A 19679-nucleotide genomic window follows, 5' to 3' on the forward strand; every position below is an offset into this window, starting at 1 on the left:
CCAGGGCCGGACGACATGGAAGCCAAACCTCCCCGCCGCACGCGCGAACGGATACTCGAACTGTCGTTGAAACTGTTCAACGAAATCGGCGAGCCGAACGTCACGACGACGACTATCGCCGAGGAAATGGAGATCAGTCCAGGCAACCTGTACTACCACTTCCGCAACAAAGACGACATCATCAACAGCATCTTCAGCCAGTTCGAGCAGGAGATCGAAAAGCGTCTGCGTTTTCCCGACGACCACCGTGCGACCATCGACGAAATGTGGTCGTATCTGCAATACATGGTCGATTTCACATGGCGCTACCGTTTCCTGTATCGCGATCTGAACGATCTGCTCGCGCGCAACCGCACGCTCGAAACACACTTCAAGCAGATCATCAGTCACAAGGTGCGCTTTGCCAGCCAGTTCTGCGATCAACTCGTGGCTGACGGCGAGATGGTCGCCACGCCTGACGAACTGCAAGTGATCGCGACGAACATCGGCGTGATCGCAACGTATTGGCTGTCGTATCAGTTCGTGATGAACCCGCGCAAATACAACGAGCAGGAAGCGATTCGCGCGGAACTCCACCAGGTGAGCGTACAGATCGTGTCGTTGATGGCGCCTTATCTGCGCGGCCGCTCGCGGCAGATTTTCGACGACCTGGTGTCGGGCAAGCTGCCCAAGCGCGAGTTCTACGACTATCTGCCGCCGAAAGAAGGCGCCGCGCCTCGCAACGAATAGGACGTTTCTTCATGAAGTCGGTGTGTGTGTATTGCGGCTCCGCGAACGGGGCCAAACCGTTGTATGCAGAAGCGGCGCGCGCGTTCGGCCGCACGCTGGTAGAAGCCGATCTCGCGCTGGTGTACGGCGGCGGCAAGGTTGGCCTGATGGGCGTGATCGCCGACACGGTCATGGCCGAAGGCGGCCGCGCGATCGGCGTGATTCCCGAGTTGCTCGTCAACAAGGAAGTGGGCCATAACGGGCTGACCGAACTGCATGTGGTGCCCGACATGCATCATCGCAAGAAGATGATGGCCGATCTGTCCGATGCGTTCGTTGCGATGCCGGGCGGCGCGGGCACGCTGGAGGAGCTCTTCGAGGTCTACACCTGGGCGCAGCTCGGCTATCACCAGAAACCGGTGGCACTGCTCAATATCGACGGCTTTTACGATCCATTGATCAATCTCTTGCAGCACACTGTCGACGAAGGCTTCATGCGCAAAACGTATCTCGACATTCTGCAGATCGACGCCGATCCCGGCGCATTGATCGACAAGCTGCAACGCTATCAACCGCCCGCCGCCGACAAATGGGCGATCAATCGCGACGCCGTCTGATTTCGGTCGCGACTAAAAGGCGGCCGCGTTTGCCTGGCGCCCACTCTCCTGCACGTTGAGGTTGCGATGACGCAAACCGTTCTGATCACCGGCGGCAGCCGCGGTATAGGCCGCGCGACTGCGCGCTTGCTGGGCGCGCGCGGCTGGTCCGTCGGCGTGAATTACACGCAAAATCTGGCCGCCGCACAGGAGACCGTCGCCGAAGTCGAGCGGGCCGGCGGGCGCGCATTGCCGGTTGCCGGCGACGTCGCAAACGAAACCGACGTGATTGCGATGTTCGACCAGACGGAGCAGACCTTTGGCCGGCTCGATGCGCTCGTCAACAACGCGGGCATCGTTGCACCGTCGATGCAACTCGCCGACATGGACCTTGCGCGCCTCACGCGTATCTTCAACGTCAATGTGCTGGGCGCGTATCTGTGCGCGCGCGAAGCCGCGCGGCGCATGTCGACGGATCGCGGCGGCGCGGGCGGCGTGATCGTCAATGTGTCATCGGCGGCGGCGCGGCTGGGTTCGCCGAACGAATACGTCGACTATGCAGGCGCGAAAGGCGCGGTCGACACCATGACGCTCGGGCTTGCGAAGGAACTCGGCCCGCGAGGCGTGCGTGTGAACGCAGTACGGCCGGGTCTCATCGACACTGAAATCCACGCGAGCGGCGGCAAGCCCGATCGCGCCGCCCAACTGGGTTCGACAACCCCTCTCGGCCGTCCCGGCCGCGCCGACGAAGTTGCAGGGACCATCGCCTGGCTGCTGAGCGATGCCGCGTCGTATGTGACTGGCGCTCTCATCGACGTTGCGGGCGGCCGCTAGGCGCCCCTCTTCTTCAACGTCGATTCACGCGGCGGCCGATGTCGCGCCGCGTCTCCTTCTTGTTCCCGTTCGCCGCCCATCAGGCATAGGCATTGCCCCGGCACGTTCAACTGCCGCGGCTGTGCGCCGCCGCGCGTGTATTCGTTCGTAAGATTAGGAGACTACAATCGCGGCCGATCGCGCGCCATGCCCGCGACGCTGAATACAAAACCGGTACGCGCGCCTGAGTCGCCGCTTGCCGCGATAAGAGATCGTCTTATGCAAGAAAAGCCAATCGCACCATCTCCGGCCGCCGGCTCGCAAGCCGCCGATCGCGCGCCTTACCTCGATCGTTGGCGTGCGCTCGGCAACGTGCGTCCGCTGCTTTGGCTCGTGGCGATGGCGATCGTCTGCGCGTGGCTTTTGCCGGGCACGCTGGGTCACGATCCCTGGAAACAGGACGAGACTTACACATTCGGCATCGTCCAGCACATGCTCGACACCGGCGATCTCGTAGTGCCGACCAACGCGGGCCAGCCGTTCGTCGAAAAACCGCCTGTGTACGACTGGGTGGCCGCCGGCCTCGCATGGATGTTCGGCCGCTATCTGCCCCTGCATGACGCGGCGCGTCTCGCGAGCGCGCTGTTCGCCGGGTTGACCGTGTACTACACGGCCCGTGTCGCGCGCCGCGCCGTGGATGCCACGAACTGGCGCGACTTGCGCGTGGTCAGCACGCTGGCGTTGTTTGGCGGCACCCTCGTCGTTGTCAAACACGTGCACGACATGATGACCGACGTCGCGCTGATGGCCGGTGCGGCGATCGGCTTCTGCGGGCTGTTCGAACTCGTGCTCGCCCATCTTCGTTATGACGGAGAACGAAACAACGATGCCGCGCAGCGTCGCCACGCGATACTAAGCGGCGCCGCGATGTTCGGCGCGGGCGTCGGCCTGTCGTTTCTCGCGAAAGGCCTGTTCGTGCCACTCGTGTTCGGCGCGACGGTCTGCGCGGTACTCGTGCTTTATCCAGCCTGCCGCACCCGGAGCTTCGCCGGCGCGCTCGGCGTGGCCGCGCTGGTCTGCGCGCCGTTCGCACTGATCTGGCCGTTCTGCTTCTATCTACGTTCTGAAGCGCTCTTCAAGGTCTGGCTGTGGGATAACAACGTCGGCCGGTTTTTCGGTTTTTCGGTGGCCGAACTCGGCTCGGAAAGCGAGAACCGGCTATTCGTGCTGCGCACCGTGCTGACCGTCGGTTTTCCCGTCGTGCCGCTGGCAGTGGCGGCGCTTGCTGGCGGCGCATGGCGGCGCTGGCGCGACCCGCGCGTCGCGTTGCCGGCGATTTTCGCGGGCACTGGTTTCGCCGTGCTGCAAAGCTCCGCGACGATCCGCGAACTGTACATTCTGCCGTTCATCGCGCCGCTGGCGTTGCTCGCGATGCAAGGCGCCGAGCGGTTGCCCCAGCGTTTCCATACGGCGTGGGACATGACGAGCCGCGTGTTGTTCGGCAGCACGGCGGCACTCGCCTGGATTGTCTGGTCCATCGCGCGCAGCCCGGTGAACACGCACGCATCGCTGCACCGGCTCGGCCGATGGTTGCCGCTCGACTTCGTTTTGCCCGTCCGCCCCGGGCTGATCGCCGCCGCGCTGTTGATGACTATCGGCTGGCTGTGGCTGCTGCCCGCCTTCAAATACACGGGCAAGTGGCGCGGCGCGCTCAGCTGGTGCGCGGGCGCTGTCGTCGCCTGGGGGTTGGTGAGCACGCTGCTGCTGCCCTGGCTCGATTACGCGAAGAGCTACCGCTCAGTGTTCGAAAACCTCGGCGAGGCGTTGAACGTGGAATGGAATGACGGCGATTGCATGGCGAGCATCGGATTAGGCGAGTCCGAAGCGCCGATGCTCGAATATTTTGCGGGCATCGAGCATCAGCCGACCGTCGACGCCCGCACGACCGGGTGTACGTGGCTGATTGTCGGAGGCCGGCGGGACAACCCATCCACACCGGCGGGCGACTGGCGTCTCTTCTGGTCGGGCGCGCGTCCGGGCGATACCGACGAGTTGTTGCGCGTCTTCGTGCGCACCCCGGCTGGAACGCCGGCTGTGGGCGTAGGAACGCCATAACGCGAGACCGTGCGTTGATAGAGCGGCGTTCGCTTAAGGGGCAATCCGGGCAATGCTGGGCAATGCGCCCATTCAAGAGTGCGCGCCGTTCGCGCGTTAGCCCGCAACGCGGTGCGTCAGGCGGCCAGAACGCCCGTCAATCACCGACGGCCGGCTTTTTTCGCGCGCGACTGGAACGACGAGCCCGGCTCGCGCAGGAAGGCAATTTCATCGGCTGTGGACTCGCGCCCCAGCACCGCATTCCGATGCGGAAAGCGTCCAAAGCGCTCGATGATCTTCGCGTGCCTCACCGCGAATGGGTAATAAGACGCACCGCCCGGCTCAGCGGCAAGAGCCTTGAAAAGACGCAGCGACTCATGCTGGCTCGGAAGCGATTCGTCGTGTTCGAACGGCAGATAAGCGAACGCGCGATGATGCACGCCCGGCAACAGCCGATCCGCTCCACTCGCAACCATCTGCTGTGCAATAGGCAGCGCTTTCCGGTCGGCCGCGAATGCCGTAGCCGTGTCGCGGTGGCAATTGCGCGAAAACTGATCCAGCACGATGACGAGCGACAGTGCGCCTAACGGCGTTGCGGCCCAACTGTCGAGTCGGGACTCGCGCGCGGCATTGATCAACGCTCCGAAACGTTCGCGCAAGCTCGCATCGAATGAATCGTCGGCGGTGAACCAGAGCTTGCGCGGCTCGCCGAAGTCCGGCGACTCGGGCGCACCGAACCAGCAGTCGAGCACAGAGCGCGCCTGCGGATCGAGCGCGGCGTAGTCAGCCGACCTGCGGTCGGCCTCCTCGCCTGCAAGCGCATCGGTCAGCGCATCCGTCACCGGGTACGGCGCCGCGCCGTCGGTGTCGGTGCCGAGGTCAGCCATTGCGATTGCGCATCCACTCGGCCGTTTCGAAAAACGAGCCGAGCAGCCGTTCTCTCAGCGGCTCGGCAAGCCCTATGTCTTCCATCGCCCAAGCCATGCAGCGAAGCCACTGGTCCCGTTCGCTCGACGCGATCGCAAACGGCAAATGCCGCGCACGCAGGCGCGGGTGCCCGAACCGGCTGATGTAATGATCGGGGCCGCCCAGCCATCCGCAGAGGAACCAGAACAGCTTGTCGCGCGAGCCGTCCATCGACTCCGGATGCAACGCGCGAATGCCGGCGAACTCCGCTTCGAGATCCATCAGGTCGTAAAAACGGTCGACGAGCTCACGGACACGCGCTTCTCCACTAACCAGTTCGAAGGCCGTAGGCTGCGCCGCCGACACTTCATCATCAAGCTCACTCATAACAACTCATCAACAGAAATCGAGGGGAAATTCAGGCGTCCCGCAAAGACTGCAACGCGGGCCGCGACAGCACATGCCGCAAGCTCAGCCAGCCGCCGACCGCCGCACACGCGACGCCCGCCGCGATTCCGGCGGGCAGCAGCCATGGATTGAACTCAAGATAGAACTGGAACACGCGAGTCGCGAGCACCCAGCCGATCACCTGCGCCCCGAGCGCCGCCATGAATCCGGCGAGCGCGCCGACCGCGACGAACTCGGCAATCTGCACCGCGCGAACCTGGCCGTGGGACGCGCCCAGCGCGCGCAACAGCGCGGATTCTCGCATACGCTCGTCGCGCGTGCCGGCGAGCGCCGCGTACAGCACGAGCACACCCGCCGCGAGCGTGAAGGCGAACAGGAATTGCACCGCGCCTATCACCTGCTGCAACACACGCTGCACCTGCGCGAGAATCGGACCGGTGTCGATGGCCGTCAGATTCGGGTACGCGGCAATCAGGCCGTCGATGGTCGAACGTTTTTCCGGCGGCAAATGGAAGCTGGTAATGAACGTAGCCGGGAAGTCCTGCAACGCGGCCGGCGGCATTAGCACGAAGAAGTTGACCTTGAACGAACCCCAGTCGAGCTTGCGAACGCTCGTGACCGGCGCGTCGATCTGCAGGCCGGTGACGTCGAAGCGCAGCACGTCGCCCGGCTTCACGTTGATCAGTTTCGCGAGGCCTTCTTCGATGGAAATCTGCGGCGTCTTCGCGTCGCCGTACCAGGTGCCCGCGGAAAGGCGATTGTCCTCGGGCAACCGCGTCGTGTACGACAGATTGAACTCGCGGTCCACCAGGCGTTTCGCGTCGTCGCCCTTGAACGAATCGGGATTCACCGCTTTGCCGTTGATGGCGGTGAGCCGGCCGCGCACCATCGGCGAGAGCACCGTGTCCGGCACGCCGTGCGTGTCCAGATAATGCGTGACCGCGTCGCGCTGATCGGGCTGAATGTCGATGATGAATTCGTTCGGCGCATCGGGCGGCGTCGACTTGCGCCAGCCGGCCACGAGATCGTTGCGCGTCATCGCGATCAACAGCAGGCACATGAGGCCGATGCCGAGCGCGGTGATCTGCAACGCGCTCGCACTGCTGCGTCGCTCCAGCGAGGCGAGCGCATAACGCCAGCCGATGCCCGCATTCACACGCTCGCTGCGAACCACGCGCGCCGCGCCCCACAGCGCAACGCGGGCGACGCACGCGAACACCAGCAGCCCGCCTGCGAAACCGCCCGCGACGATTCCGCCGAGCTTCAACTCGCCCGCCGCGACGATCAACAGTCCCGCGAAGAGCACGATGCCGAGCGCGTACGCGGCCCACGCCGTGCGCCCTTCTTCGCCCCACTCGCGACGCAGCACGCGAACCGGCGGCACACGCGTGAGCGGCAACAGCGGCGGCAGCGCGAAGCCGAGCAGCAGCACCAGACCGGCTGCGATGCCTTCGAGCGCCGGCCATGCCGTGGGGTACGGCAACGCGACGTCGATGAGACTGCCAAGCCAAGTCAGCAACGCCAGATGGCCGAGATACCCCAGCGCGACGCCAAGCGCGCCGCCCAGCACGCCCACGCCGACGAATTCGAGCGTGAACAGTGCGCGCAGCGTCCGTTGACTCACGCCGAGACAACGCATTGCGGCGCACCCGTCGAGATGCCTGCGCATATACCGATGCGCGGCCATCGCGATCGCCACCGCCGCGAGCAGCGCGGTCAGCAGCGACACGAGCGTGAGGAAATGACTTGCGCGGTCGAGTGTCTGGCGCACTTGCGGCTGGCCGTCCTGCAACGATTCGAGCGCGACCCCGCGCATCTTGCCGCCGTCCACCTTGCCGTGCGCGAACTCTGCAAAGCGCGCGACCGACGCATCGGCGCCCGCGACCAGCAGCCGGTACGTCACGCGGCTGCCGAACGTGATGAGTCCGGTGGACTGAACTTCGTCCGCGCGCATCATCAGCCGGGGCGAAAAGTTGACGAACGAAAAGCCGCGGTCGAGTTCGCGCGTGATCATCGCGCCGATGGTGAAGCTGCGGTTGCCGACCTTCACCGTGTCGCCTATGCGCACCTTCAACGCGTCGAGCAGTTGCTGATCGACCCAGACGGTGCCAGGCGCGGGAATGGTTTGCGCGGGATGATCCGTCGCAGCGGGCGCTGAAGCAATCCGCAACGCGCCGCGCAGCGGATAGCCCGGCGACACCGCCTTGATCGCGGCGAGTCGCGACACCGGCTGCGCGCCGGTCGAGTTGATCATGCTCGGAAAGATTGCCGTGGTCGCCGTTCTCAGCCCGAGCGCCGACGCCTGCTGCGCAAACTGCGGATCGACCGGATGGTCGGCGCGCACGATGAAGTCGGCGGCGATCATCCGGCGTGCGTCGCGCTCGAGCCCTTGATGCAAACGGTCGGCGAGAAAGCCGACGCTCGATAGCGCCGCAACGGCCAGCACCAGCGCGAGCAGCAGCATGGTGAGTTCGCCCGCGCGCCAGTCGCGCGCCGTCATGCGAATCGCCTGGCGCAGCAGATCGCCGCCGCTAAAGCGGCGCGTCGCGGATACGCCGACGCGTGCCGTGGAATGTGTGACCTTGTCGCTGGCTTCGTCGGATTCGCTGGTCTCGCGGGTTTCGCTGGTATCGCTCAATCGTGCCGGCTCCTCGCGAGGCGCGACACCATATGCGTGGCCATGCCACGGAAGCCGCCCTGCACACCGCGCCACAGCCGCGGCAACACCCAGCCGGCCAGCACCAGGAAGCCGACGATCAGCACGAGAAACAGCAACGGCAGGAAGAGCGCGAGCAGGATGCCGCCGAATACGAGGCCGTCTTCGGCGGTCGACGTGACGATATTCGACACCGGTTCCGGCGACAGATTGATCAGCGCGCGCGTACCCGCTTTCGTCAAATGCGCGGTGCCAGCGAGCGTGCCGCCCGCGAGCGCGGCTACCGTCAGCAGCGCGGGATCAGCATGGCCGAGTGCACCGGCTGCGAGCACCGCGCCGGCCGGAATGCGGATAAAGGTGTGAATTGCGTCCCACAAGGAATCGAACGCGGGAATTTTGTCGGCAAGAAATTCAGTGACGGTCAGCGCGCCCGCCACGCCGATCACCCAAGGCGAGGACAGCGCGGACAAGGTATCGGGAAGATGAACGAGGCCGAGGCGCTCGAACACGCCGGCCAGCAGGACCGTCAGATAGAGGCGCAGGCCGCTGCCCCATGAGAGCCCCGCAGCAAGCGAAAGTGATTCAAGCATGGCCGCCTCCAGGCGCGCGGTGCGTGCCGGGCGCTTCGGCAGGCCAATCACGAAGGAGCCGCCACACCGAAGTCGTCAGACCCGCGCCAAGCCGGCCGCGCCGAGCAGGCCGCGGGCAACTTCAGGTTGGTTTCAATCTCATTATAGCCACGTTAATTCGCAGAACGCAGAGTGGCTTGCAAAATGGCGGCATGCGCAGGGACTCAATGTCCCGACGACAGTTTGAGGCCCACCAGGCCGACGACAATCAGCGCCGCGCTTGCAACCCGCGCGACCGTCAGCGCCTCGCCCATCATCACGATGCCGAAGATGAACGCGCCGACCGCGCCGATGCCGGTCCACACCGCGTAAGCAGTGCCGAGCGGCAACTGCCTCATAGCCATTGCCAGCAGCACGAAGCTGCCGACCGCCGTCACGATGGTGAACACCGAAGGCCACAGCCGAGTGAAACCGTCCGAGCTTTTGAGGCCGGCCGCCCAAGCGACTTCGAGCAAACCGGCGACGAATAGAAGAATCCAGGACATGAAACAGCTCCATTGATCAGATGGGGCCGTCCCCGTTTGTGAAAAGCGTAAGGTCGTCCTTACGGTTCGTAATTATAACGATCCGCTCGCCATTGCGTTGCGAGGCGCCCGCCGTCGTGCTCAAGCCACGCCGACCAACCGGTAACCGACACCCGTTTCCGTCACGATGTGCTCGGGTTGCGCCGGATCGCGCTCCAGTTTCCCCCGCAAGTGCGCCATATAGATTCGCAGATAGTGATAGCTCTCGACATGCGACGGACCCCACACGTCGCGCAACAATTGCCGGTGCGTCAGCACGCGGCCTGCATGGCGCACCAGCGTCGCGAGTAGCCGATACTCGATTGGCGTCAGATGAACCGCGGCGCCGTCTCGCGTCACCTGGCGCAAGGCCAGATCGACGCTTACCGCGCCAAAGCGCACCTGCGGCGACTCGTTCGCGCCGCCCTGATTGCGACGCCGCAGATGCGCGCGGATTCGCGCGAGCAGTTCGGACACGCCGAAGGGCTTCGTCAGGTAATCGTCCGCACCGGCATCGAGCGCCGCGACTTTCTCGCTCTCCTGCGTGCGCGCGGACAGCACGATCACCGGCAACTCGCTCCAGCCACGCAATTCGCGGATCACGTCGAGACCGTCGGTGTCGGGCAGGCCGAGATCGACGATCACGAGATCGGGCTTGCGCGTCGCGGCTTCTACCAGGCCCTGCTTACCGGTCTCGGCGTCATACACAGCGATGCCCTCGCCTTCCAGCGCCGTGCGCACAAAGCGGCGAATCTGCTTTTCGTCTTCGATTAGAACGACGGTGATGCTCGGCTCACTCATGAGTTGGTTTCGCTAGCTGGTCCAGGTGCGGGTCTGAATGCGAGTCCAAATCCGCGGGTGTTGAGTCTGTTTGTCCCGGATTGTGTCCCAGATCGTCGTCAGCTTCTTCGTCCATCGGATCCGGCGCGTCCGGCGGCGTCTCGACGGGCAGCGTGAACCAGAAGCGCGCACCGTCGATGCGGCCTTCAGCCGCCTCTGCCGAACCTCCGGACCCTCCCGACCCGGTCGCCATGCGATTGAGCGCGCCGACGCTCCCGCCGTGCGCTTCCACGATCGCCCGACAAATCGCGAGACCCAGACCCACGCCGGGCTTGGCCGATTCCTTCTCGCCGCGTGTGAACTTCTCGAACACTCGCGTTTCCATGCCGACCGGCAGGCCCGGCCCATTATCGTCGACAGTGACGCGCACGAACGGCTTGCCGTCCGGCTCGAAGCGTTGCGCGCCGATGGTCAGCGGCGTACCGGGCGACGTGTATTTCGCCGCATTCTCGAACAGGTTTGAAAAAAGCCGCTCCATCAGTACGGCGTCCAGATGCAGCAACGGCAGGTCGGCCGCGAGATTGACCTGCACCGGGTGTCCGTTCAGCGCACGCTTGCAGGCGCGCAGCGCGGCCCCCACTGTTTCTTCGAGCGGCGTCCACTGCCGGTTTAGCTGCAGGCTGCCCTCCTGCAAGCGCGCCATGTCGAGCAGATTCGTGACGATCCCGGTCATGCGCAGCGCTTCCTCATGGATCGCCTCGACGAGTTCACCGTCGCGCTCCACGTCGACATGAGTTCCCCGCGATTGTGCGAGCATCGACGAGAAGCCGACAATCGTTGTAAGCGGAGTGCGCAAATCGTGCGAAATCGCGGACAACAGCGAGTTGCGCAAACGTTCGGATTCCATACTGACCAGCGCGTCGCGCGCGATGTCCACATAATGCACGCGCTCGAGCGCGAGCGCGATCTGCGCGGCGAACGCGTCGAGCATGCGCTCCTGTTCGGGCACGTCCAGTTCGCGTTCGTCGCGCACCACCACCGCAAGCACGCCGCGCGTGCGCATGGGTGCCTTTAGCGGCAGATACAGGGCAGCCGCAGCGGGCAGCGTGTCGGTACCGTGTCCAGCCGGCTTCTGGTGATCGTAGACCCATTGGCCGACATCGGTATCGAGCAGTTCGCCTTCGAGCGTGATCGCGGCGTCCGGGTCCTCAATTTTCTGCTTCACCCGATCGGCGCTGTCCGGCAACAGAACCGCAACGCGCGCGCCGAACACTTCGCTTACGTGACGGCTCCCAATGCCGACGATCTGTTCGGCCGTCAGCGCCGCGGCCAGTTCGCGCGCCATCGAGTACATCGCGCCGGTGCGCTGCTCGCGACGCCGCGCCACCCTCGCCTCGCGCCGCAAGCTCGACGTTAGATGGCTGATCACGAGCGAGGTCAGCAACATACCGAAGAACGTCAGCAGATATTGCGTATCCGACACCGACAGCGACAAGCGCGGCGGCACGAAGAAAAAGTCGAATGCGGCGACGCTCAGGAACGACAGCAGCACGCCTGGCCCGCGCCCGAGTTTCGCTGCTGTGAAGATCACGCCGAGCAGATACAGCATGACCAGGTTCGTCAGATCGATGTGATCGCTCAACTGACTCGACAACGCGGTGATGCCCGCGCAGATCGCCAGAGCGTAGCCGTACGCGCGCGGCGGCGAGCGGCGTTCGCGCGCGGCGCTCAACGCATCGCGCCACGCGTTCGCAGTCGTGTTGAGCAAGCGGTGCTGCTCGCCGCTGCCGCTTTCCGACGACGACGGGCGAATCAGCGTGAGATCGACATGGCCCGCCTTTTCCGCGATGCGTTCGCCAAGGGGGCGGCGCAACCAGCGCGTTAAACCCGAGCGGATCGACGCGCCCGCCACCAGTTTCGACACGTTGCGAGCCTGTGCGTAACCGGCCAGCGCCGAAGCCGCGTCGACGCCCGCGAGCGTCGCCGTTTCCGCGCCGAGTTCAGCGGCGAGCTTCAATGCATTCAACGTGCGTTCGCGCCGCGCATCGGGCAAGCGCTGCAGCGCGGGTGTCTCCACATACACCGCGATCCAGTCCGCCTTCAGACTCGTGGCGAGACGCGCCGCCGCGCGCACCAGCATCGGCGCTTCGGGGCCGGGACCGACGCATACCAGCAAGCGTTCCCGCGCCTGCCAGATCCGTTCGATCGAGCGGTCGGCACGATACTCCCGCATTTGCGCGTCGACCCGATCGGCGGTACGGCGCAATGCCAGCTCGCGCAACGCGATCAGGTTGCCTTTGCGAAAGAAATTGCGCACGGCGCGCTCGGCCTGTTGCGGCAGATACACCTTGCCGTCACGCATGCGGTCGAGCAGTTCCTCGGCTGGAAGATCGACCAGCGTGACTTCGTCGGCGCGATCGAACACGCGGTCGGGGACTGTCTCCCACACGCGGATGCCCGTGATCTGCCCAACCACGTCGTTCAGGCTCTCGAGGTGTTGAACGTTGACAGTCGTATAGACGTCGATGCCGGCGTCGAGCAGTTCATACACGTCCTGCCAGCGCTTGAGATGCCGCGCGCCCTGCACATTCGAATGCGCAAGTTCGTCAACGAGAATGAGTTGCGGCTTGCGCGCCAGCGCCGCGTCGAGATCGAATTCGCCGAGCTTGCGCCCACGGTACTCGAACTGTGCAAGCGGCAGCACGTCGAGTCCTTCGAGCAGCGCGGCTGTTTCACCACGTCCATGCGTTTCGGCGATGCCGACCACCACGTCCGCGCCTTCGTCGCGACGGCGGCGCGCCGCCTGCAACATCGCATATGTCTTGCCGACACCCGCCGACGCGCCAAAAAAAATCTTCAGCCTGCCGCGTTGACGTTGTTGTTCGTCGCGCTGCAGCTTGTCGAGCAGTTGATCGGGATCGGGGCGGTTCATGCTTGCATGTTCGGTGATAGGCACGCGGCGGTGCGTGCATGGTGGCACGGCGGCGGCCCGGCCGCAAATCGTTCATAACGATGTGCGGCCATGGCCTGTGAAAAGATAGAACCGCATTCGCGCGCGCCGCCTGTTCCGCGGGTTGTCCGGCCGCTTCCCGGTTAGCGCTGCGCCGGGCTCCGGTCAGACGCCCTCACCCGCGCTTCATCTCGTCGAGCGCGAGGTTCAGTTGCAGCACGTTCACGCGCGGCTCACCGAGAATGCCGAATTGACGCCCACTCGTATAACGGTCCACTAGCGCTCGCACATCGTTCTCTCCGAGCCCTCGCGCTTTCGCGACCCGATCGATCTGATAAGCGGCCGCCGCCGGGCTGATCTCAGGGTCCAGCCCGCTTCCAGAAGACGTCACCAGATCGACCGGCACGGGCTTCGACATATCCGTTCCCGCAGCCTTCAACGCGTCGATGCGGCCTTTCACTTCGTCCAGAAGCGCCGGATTGGTCGGCCCGAGATTGGAGCCGCCCGAAGCCTGCGCGTTATAGGGCATCGGGCTCGTGGCCGATAAGCGTCCCCAGAAGTACTGCGGCGCATCGAACTGCTGGCCAATCAGCTTCGAGCCGACCACCTTGCCGTCCTGCTCGATGAGGCTGCCATTGGCCTCATCGTGAAACAGCGTTTGGCCCACGGCGGTGATCAACGCCGGATAAGCGAGGCCGGTAACGGCGCTCAGCACCGCGAAAAGAACGATCAACGGACGCAACAGATTTTTCATGACGATTGTTTCCTCGTAGGCTGCCGATTTTTCAAGCAGCCGGACTCAAACCCAGCCAAACGCGGCGAGCACCATATCTATCAACTTGATGCCGATGAACGGCACCACGATTCCACCCAGCCCGTACACGAGCAGATTGCGTCGCAGCAGAACCGCAGCGCCGAGCGCTCGATAACGCACGCCTTTCAACGCGAGCGGAATCAGCAGCACGATGATCAGCGCGTTGAAAATCACCGCCGACATGATCGCGGAGGCCGGCGTTGCCAGATGCATCACGTTCAGCGCATTCAGTGCCGGATAGGTGGTCGCGAACGCAGCCGGAATGATCGCGAAGTACTTGGCCAGATCGTTGGCAATCGAGAACGTGGTGAGCGAGCCGCGCGTCATCAGCATCTGTTTGCCGATTTCGACGATCTCGATCAGTTTCGTCGGATTCGAATCGAGGTCCACCATGTTGCCGGCTTCTTTCGCGGCCTGCGTGCCGGTGTTCATCGCTACCGCGACGTCGGCCTGTGCGAGCGCAGGGGCATCGTTCGTACCGTCGCCCGTCATCGCCACGAGGCGTCCTTCGGCCTGGTGCGCGCGGATCGTCGCGAGTTTTGCCTCGGGCGTCGCTTCGGCGAGAAAATCGTCGACGCCCGCTTCTGCCGCAATCGCCGCCGCCGTCAGCCGGTTGTCGCCCGTCACCATCACCGTCTTGATGCCCATTTTGCGCAGCTCGGCAAAGCGTTCCTTGATGCCGCCTTTCACCACATCCTTCAACTCGATCACGCCCAGCACGCGCGCGCCGTGTTCGCCTTTCTCCGCGACAACGAGCGGCGTGCTGCCGCGCCGCGCGACTTCGGCGACGGCGTCGCTGACTTCGTGCGGAAAACGGCCACCGTTCGCTTCGACGTAATGCTTCACCGCATCCGCGGCGCCCTTGCGAATTTCGCGGTTCGGCAGATCGACGCCGCTCATCCGGGTTTGCGCCGTAAACGCGAGGAACACCGCGTGCAGCGACGCCATATCGCGCTGACGGATATTGAAACGCTGCTTCGCGAGCACGACGATGCTGCGTCCTTCCGGCGTTTCGTCGGCAAGCGACGAGAGCTGCGCTGCGTCGGCGAGCGCTTCTTCAGTGAGACCCGGCGCCGGAACGAAGAGCGATGCCTGGCGATTGCCGAGCGTGATCGTGCCGGTCTTGTCGAGCAACAGCACGTCGACGTCGCCGGCGGCCTCGACCGCGCGGCCCGACGTTGCAATGACGTTCGCCTGCATCATGCGGCTCATGCCGGCCACGCCGATGGCCGACAACAGGCCGCCGATCGTGGTCGGGATCAGGCAAACCAGTAGTGCGACGAGAGCGGTGATCGTCACGACGTGGCCCGCCGCATTTGCCAGATGCGCCGCTTCGACGGAGAACATTGAGAACGGCAGCAGCGTGGCCGTCGCGAGCAGCATCACGATGGTCAGTGCGACCAGCAGAATGGTCAGCGCGATCTCGTTCGGCGTCTTGTGACGCTTCGCACCTTCGACCATCGCGATCATGCGATCGAGGAACGCTTCGCCGGGATTTGCGGTGACGCGCACGACGATCCAGTCGGATAACAGGCGCGTGCCGCCCGTCACCGAAGAAAAGTCGCCGCCCGACTCACGAATCACGGGCGCGGATTCGCCGGTAATCGCGGATTCATCGACGGACGCAACACCCTCCACCACCTCGCCGTCGGCCGGAATCACGTCGCCGGTTTCGATCAGCACGACGTCGCCACGACTCAGATCCGACGCGGTGACGATCCGGATTGGCGACTTCGGATGCGGCTCGTTCAACTTCTTCGCCATCACGTCTTTCTTCGCGCTGCGCAGCGAGGCGGCCTGCGCTTTAGAGCGGCCCTCGGCGAGCGCTTCGGCGAAGTTCGCGAACAGCACCGTGAACCACAACCACAGCGTGACCGCGAGGATGAAACCAGCAGGCGCCTCCGCCTGACCAGCGAGCGCGGCGATCCACAGGATCGTCGTGAGAATACTGCCGACGTACACGCAGAACATCACCGGGTTACGGAACTGCGTGCGCGGCGTGAGCTTCCTGAAAGAGTCCACGATCGCCGGGCGCAGCAGCGCCGGATCGAACATGGACCTCGTTGCATTGTGTTCAGTCATTGCATCCTCGAATTTCGCGTTGCTTTTTTGCCGGCGCGTACGGATACGCGCCTTGCCACGTCGTTGCGCATCAGTACTGGCATCAGTTCGCGCCCATCATCATCAGATGTTCGACGCCCGGACCGAGCGCGAGCGCCGGCACGTACGTGAGCGCACCGACTAGCAGCACCGTGCCGAGTAGCAGAACGACGAAGAGCGGCCCGTGCGTCGGCAGCGTGCCGCCGGTCACGCCGATACGCTTCTTGGCGGCAAGCGAGCCGGCAATCGCGAGCACGGGGACGATGGTGCCGAAGCGGCCGAACCACATCGCAATTGCAGTGAGCCAGTTATAGAAGGGCGTGCCCACCGTCAGGCCAGCGAACGCGCTGCCGTTGTTGTTCGCGGCCGAGCTGAACGCGTAGAGAATCTCCGAGAAGCCGTGTGCGCCCGGATTGGCGATGCCCGCCTTGCCCGCGTCGCTCAGCACCGCGATCGACGTGCCGACCAGCACGAGCAACGGCGTGAGCAGAACGACGATGGACACCATCTTCATCTCGTACGCTTCGATCTTCTTGCCGACATACTCAGGCGTGCGGCCGATCATCAGACCCGCCACGAACACGGCGAGCAGCGCGAACACCAGCATGCCGTACAGGCCCGAGCCGACACCGCCGAAGATCACTTCGCCAAGCTGCATCAGCAGCAGCGGATAAAGGCCACCGATAGGCGTCAGCGAATCATGCGTGTTGGCGACCGCGCCGCACGAAGCCGCCGTCGTCGCGACAGTGAAGATGCCGGATTGCGCGATGCCGAATCGCGTTTCCTTGCCTTCCGCGTTGCCGCCCGACTGCATCGCGCTCGCCGACTGATCGACATGCAGCGCGGTGAAAGCCGGATTGCCGCCCTGCTCCGCTGCGATCTCGCCGAATACGCACACGCCGAACGCAATCGTCATTGCCGCGAGCACGGCTACACCCTGTTTGCGGTCCGCGATCATGCGGCCGAACACGAGCGCGAGCGCGGCCGGGATGACCAGGATCGAGAAGATCTGCAGGAAGTTGGAGAACGGCGTCGGGTTCTCGTACGGATGCGAGGAGTTACCGTTGAAGAAACCGCCGCCGTTGGTGCCGATCATCTTGATCGCTTCCTGCGACGCAACCGGACCCATCGCGATGGTCTGCGTTTTGAGCGGCGTATCGACTGTCACCGCATTACCCTTCGCGTCCTTGACCGGATTGCCTTGCGCGTCGAGCTTCGGCGCGGCGTAGGTCGTGGTTTGCAACGTCGGCACGTCCTTATACGCGTTGAAGTTCTGGATCACGCCCTGGCTCATCATCAGCGTCGCAACGATGACCGACATCGGCAGCAACACATATAGCGTCACGCGTGTCAGATCGACCCAGAAATTGCCGATGGTTTGCGCCGTATGGCGGGCGAAGCCGCGAATCAGCGCGATCACGACGACGATGCCGGTCGCCGCAGAGAAAAAGTTCTGCACCGTGAGGCCGAGCATCTGCGTGAGATAACCCACCGTTTGTTCCGGCGTGTAGTCCTGCCAGTTCGTATTGGTCACGAAGCTGATCGCGGTATTGAACGCACCGTCGACAGTCATGGCGCCGAACTGCTGCGGATTGCCGGGCAACCAGCCCTGCACGCGCAACAGCAGATAAAGAAACAGGACGCCCAGCGCATTGAACGCGATCGTGGCGATCGCGTAATGCTTCCAGCTCATTTCCGTCGACGGATCGACGCCGGCGACGCGATACAACAGCCGCTCGATGGGTCCGCCGATGCGCAGCACGCGCGAACTGCCGTCCATCACGCCGTGCAGATAACGCGACAAAGGCACCGCCGCGGCCAGCAGAACGACGATAAAGAGCGCCGCCTGCAAGACATTATTCGCGTTCATTCGATGTCCTCCGCGCGCAACAGCGCATAGACCAGGTACGCAAACAGCAGCGCGGTCGCCGCGCCAGAGAGCCACAACATCCAGTTCATGAGCGTGCTCCCTGGCCGCGACGGGACAGCATCAGCTTCTCGCAGCCGGCAATCAGTGCAAACGTCAGCGCGGTGAAAAGCGCGACGGCTACGACGTACAGCGCATCCATTTTTATTCTCCATTGACGGAATTCGGATAGCCGCAACGGTATGCGCAAGCGCGTAAAGGGCTGATCAAAGCTGTGGTTTGCGATATAAAAATCGCGTAAACGCACAGGGCCGTTGCATCGCGAGATGCAACGGCCCTGGTGGTGGTCAACGGCTCGACCTGGCTAGATGCTCAGGTCCGCGCTGTCAGGAAGACGCGTGTACGCGCATGAGAACTACGGCAACAGGATGGTCGACCCCGTGGTCTTGCGTGATTCGAGATCCTTATGCGCCTGACCTACATTGGCGAGCGCGTAGCGCTGGTTGATGTTCGTCTTGACCTTGCCTGAAACCAGCACATCGAATAGTTCGGCCGACATCGCCTCGTAGTCGCTGCGTTTGCCGATATACGTGAACAGCGTGGGGCGCGTGAAGAACAGCGAACCGCGGCCGGCGAATTCGGATGAGTCGATAGGCGGCAGCGGGCCCGACGCATTGCCGAAGCTCACGAACATGCCGAGCGGCGCGAGGCAATCGAGCGAGCCCGTAAACGTATCTTTACCGATGGAGTCGTACACCACCGGCACGCCTGCGCCGTTGGTGATCTCGCGCACGCGCTTCGTGAAGTTTTCACGCGTATAGACGATCGCGTGATCGCAGCCATGGGCCTTCGCGATCTCCGCTTTCTCGTCCGAGCCGACGGTGCCGATCACCGTGGCGCCCAGTGCCTTCGCCCACTGGCACACGAGCAACCCGACGCCGCCCGCGGCCGCCTGAATCAGGATGGTGTCGCCGGCCTTGACCCGATACGTGCGGCGCAGCAGGTACTGAGCGGTCAGGCCTTGCAGCATCACCGAGGCGGCCTGTTCATCGCTCACCGCGTCCGGCAACTTGATGACCTGTGCGGCCGGCAACACGCGCTCCTGCGCATAGGCGCCAGGCGGCCTTGCCACGTAGGCGACGCGATCGCCCGCTTTCAGATCGTTCACGCCCGCGCCGACCGCGATCACCTCGCCGGCTGCTTCCATACCGAGGCCGCCCGGCAGCGGCAGCGGATACAAACCGGTACGAAAGTACACGTCGATATAGTTGAGCCCGACCGCCGTCTGACGGATGCGAATTTCGCCGGCTCCCGGGTCGCCCACCTCGACGTCGACCCATTTCATCACCTCGGGGCCGCCGGTTTTATCGAATCGGATTGCTTTGACCATTCGTGTCTCCTTGATTTGGAATGCGGGCTGATTGTCTGGCCGATGAGCCTCGCATATGCAGCGTCAAACTTGCTGCGTGAGACGCAGCGTGAGGACGTCGAGAACCATGCGTGCCGTCGAGATGTTGGTCGCGCATGGAATGTTGTGTACGTCGCATGCGCGTACCAGCGCGTTGATATCCGGTTCGTGCGGTTGCGGCGTCATCGGATCGCGCAGGAAAATCACCATGTCCACGCGCCCTTCCGCGAGTTGCGCGCCGATCTGCAGGTCGCCGCCGTGCGGGCCGGACAGCATGCGCTCGACGGTCAGCCCGTGCGCTTCGCTAATGCGCCCGCCGGTCGTGCCGGTCGCGACGACGTCGCAGCGTTTGAGCGTGTCGACGTATTCGCCGGCGAGTTTGACGATGTCGTCTTTCTTGTGATCGTGCGCGATCAGCGCAATGCGGGTGGTCATGACGTAAGACTC

18 protein-coding genes are annotated in these 19679 nt (G+C 64.0%); 4 read left to right on the forward strand and 14 right to left on the reverse strand.

Annotated elements, in window-relative coordinates; all coding sequences use genetic code 11:
• The first annotated feature begins 15 nt into the window (after window positions 1–15).
• From OH764_RS11350 to OH764_RS11365, 4 genes are all read left to right on the forward strand, one after another.
• A complete protein-coding gene (locus OH764_RS11350; RefSeq protein ID WP_020069561.1) occupies window positions 16–729 on the forward strand; it encodes a TetR/AcrR family transcriptional regulator in 714 nt (237 codons plus the stop codon).
• An 11-nt stretch (window positions 730–740) separates the two neighbouring features.
• Entirely contained in the window at window positions 741–1325 is a 585-nt protein-coding gene (locus tag OH764_RS11355) for an LOG family protein (protein WP_498846868.1), read from the forward strand.
• A 66-nt stretch (window positions 1326–1391) separates the two neighbouring features.
• The gene (locus OH764_RS11360; protein ID WP_498846869.1) at window positions 1392–2138 is read left to right on the forward strand and encodes an SDR family oxidoreductase; all 747 of its coding nucleotides are present in this window, start codon (window positions 1392–1394) and stop codon (window positions 2136–2138) included.
• Window positions 2139–2396: 258 nt separating this feature from the next.
• Complete coding sequence (locus tag OH764_RS11365) at window positions 2397–4232, forward strand: ArnT family glycosyltransferase (RefSeq protein WP_498846870.1); 1836 nt, start codon at window positions 2397–2399, stop codon at window positions 4230–4232.
• Between the two features lie 140 nt (window positions 4233–4372).
• On the opposite strand, the gene OH764_RS11370 is transcribed toward OH764_RS11365, so the two are convergent.
• From OH764_RS11370 to OH764_RS11435, 14 genes are all read right to left on the reverse strand, one after another.
• Entirely contained in the window at window positions 4373–5098 is a 726-nt protein-coding gene (locus tag OH764_RS11370) for a DUF924 family protein (protein WP_498846871.1), read from the reverse strand.
• Window positions 5091–5504, reverse strand: coding sequence for a group II truncated hemoglobin (locus OH764_RS11375; protein WP_498846872.1), 414 nt, complete (start codon window positions 5502–5504; stop codon window positions 5091–5093). The genes OH764_RS11370 and OH764_RS11375 overlap by 8 nt, the downstream gene beginning before the upstream one ends.
• 31 nt (window positions 5505–5535) lie before the next feature.
• Entirely contained in the window at window positions 5536–8025 is a 2490-nt protein-coding gene (locus OH764_RS11380; RefSeq protein WP_498848808.1) for an ABC transporter permease, read from the reverse strand.
• A gap of 134 nt (window positions 8026–8159) precedes the next feature.
• On the reverse strand, window positions 8160–8771 hold the full coding sequence (locus OH764_RS11385) for a DUF4126 domain-containing protein (RefSeq protein ID WP_088173579.1): 612 nt from the start codon (window positions 8769–8771) through the stop codon (window positions 8160–8162).
• Window positions 8772–8974: 203 nt separating this feature from the next.
• Window positions 8975–9295 carry a quaternary ammonium compound efflux SMR transporter SugE gene (gene sugE, locus OH764_RS11390; protein ID WP_020069553.1) on the reverse strand — a complete coding sequence of 107 codons (321 nt, stop codon included), beginning with the start codon at window positions 9293–9295 and terminating at the stop codon, window positions 8975–8977.
• Between the two features lie 120 nt (window positions 9296–9415).
• Window positions 9416–10114, reverse strand: coding sequence for a response regulator transcription factor KdpE (kdpE, locus tag OH764_RS11395; RefSeq protein WP_498846873.1), 699 nt, complete (start codon window positions 10112–10114; stop codon window positions 9416–9418).
• Window positions 10107–13025, reverse strand: coding sequence for a KdpD family sensor histidine kinase (locus OH764_RS11400; RefSeq protein ID WP_498846874.1), 2919 nt, complete (start codon window positions 13023–13025; stop codon window positions 10107–10109). The genes kdpE and OH764_RS11400 overlap by 8 nt, the downstream gene beginning before the upstream one ends.
• 193 nt (window positions 13026–13218) lie before the next feature.
• Window positions 13219–13797 (reverse strand): potassium-transporting ATPase subunit C, encoded by a 579-nt coding sequence (kdpC, locus tag OH764_RS11405; RefSeq protein ID WP_498846875.1) that lies wholly within the window; start codon window positions 13795–13797, stop codon window positions 13219–13221.
• A gap of 45 nt (window positions 13798–13842) precedes the next feature.
• Window positions 13843–15939: a potassium-transporting ATPase subunit KdpB gene (kdpB, locus tag OH764_RS11410; RefSeq protein WP_498846876.1), complete on the reverse strand. Its 2097-nt coding sequence runs from the start codon at window positions 15937–15939 to the stop codon at window positions 13843–13845.
• A gap of 82 nt (window positions 15940–16021) precedes the next feature.
• Entirely contained in the window at window positions 16022–17827 is a 1806-nt protein-coding gene (gene kdpA / locus OH764_RS11415) for a potassium-transporting ATPase subunit KdpA (protein WP_498846877.1), read from the reverse strand.
• On the reverse strand, window positions 17824–17916 hold the full coding sequence (gene kdpF, locus OH764_RS11420) for a K(+)-transporting ATPase subunit F (protein WP_020069547.1): 93 nt from the start codon (window positions 17914–17916) through the stop codon (window positions 17824–17826). Before kdpF ends, kdpA begins: the two co-directional genes overlap by 4 nt.
• Window positions 17913–18026: a hypothetical protein gene (locus OH764_RS11425; RefSeq protein WP_020069546.1), complete on the reverse strand. Its 114-nt coding sequence runs from the start codon at window positions 18024–18026 to the stop codon at window positions 17913–17915. The genes kdpF and OH764_RS11425 overlap by 4 nt, the downstream gene beginning before the upstream one ends.
• Before the next feature lie 213 nt (window positions 18027–18239).
• A complete protein-coding gene (locus OH764_RS11430; protein ID WP_498846878.1) occupies window positions 18240–19214 on the reverse strand; it encodes a quinone oxidoreductase family protein in 975 nt (324 codons plus the stop codon).
• A gap of 63 nt (window positions 19215–19277) precedes the next feature.
• Complete coding sequence (locus OH764_RS11435; protein ID WP_020069544.1) at window positions 19278–19667, reverse strand: methylglyoxal synthase; 390 nt, start codon at window positions 19665–19667, stop codon at window positions 19278–19280.
• Between the last annotated feature and the right edge of the window lie 12 nt (window positions 19668–19679).

Origin of the sequence: Burkholderia sp. M6-3 (assembly GCF_050858985.1) — a bacterium.
In the GTDB taxonomy this organism is placed as follows: domain Bacteria; phylum Pseudomonadota; class Gammaproteobacteria; order Burkholderiales; family Burkholderiaceae; genus Paraburkholderia; species Paraburkholderia caledonica.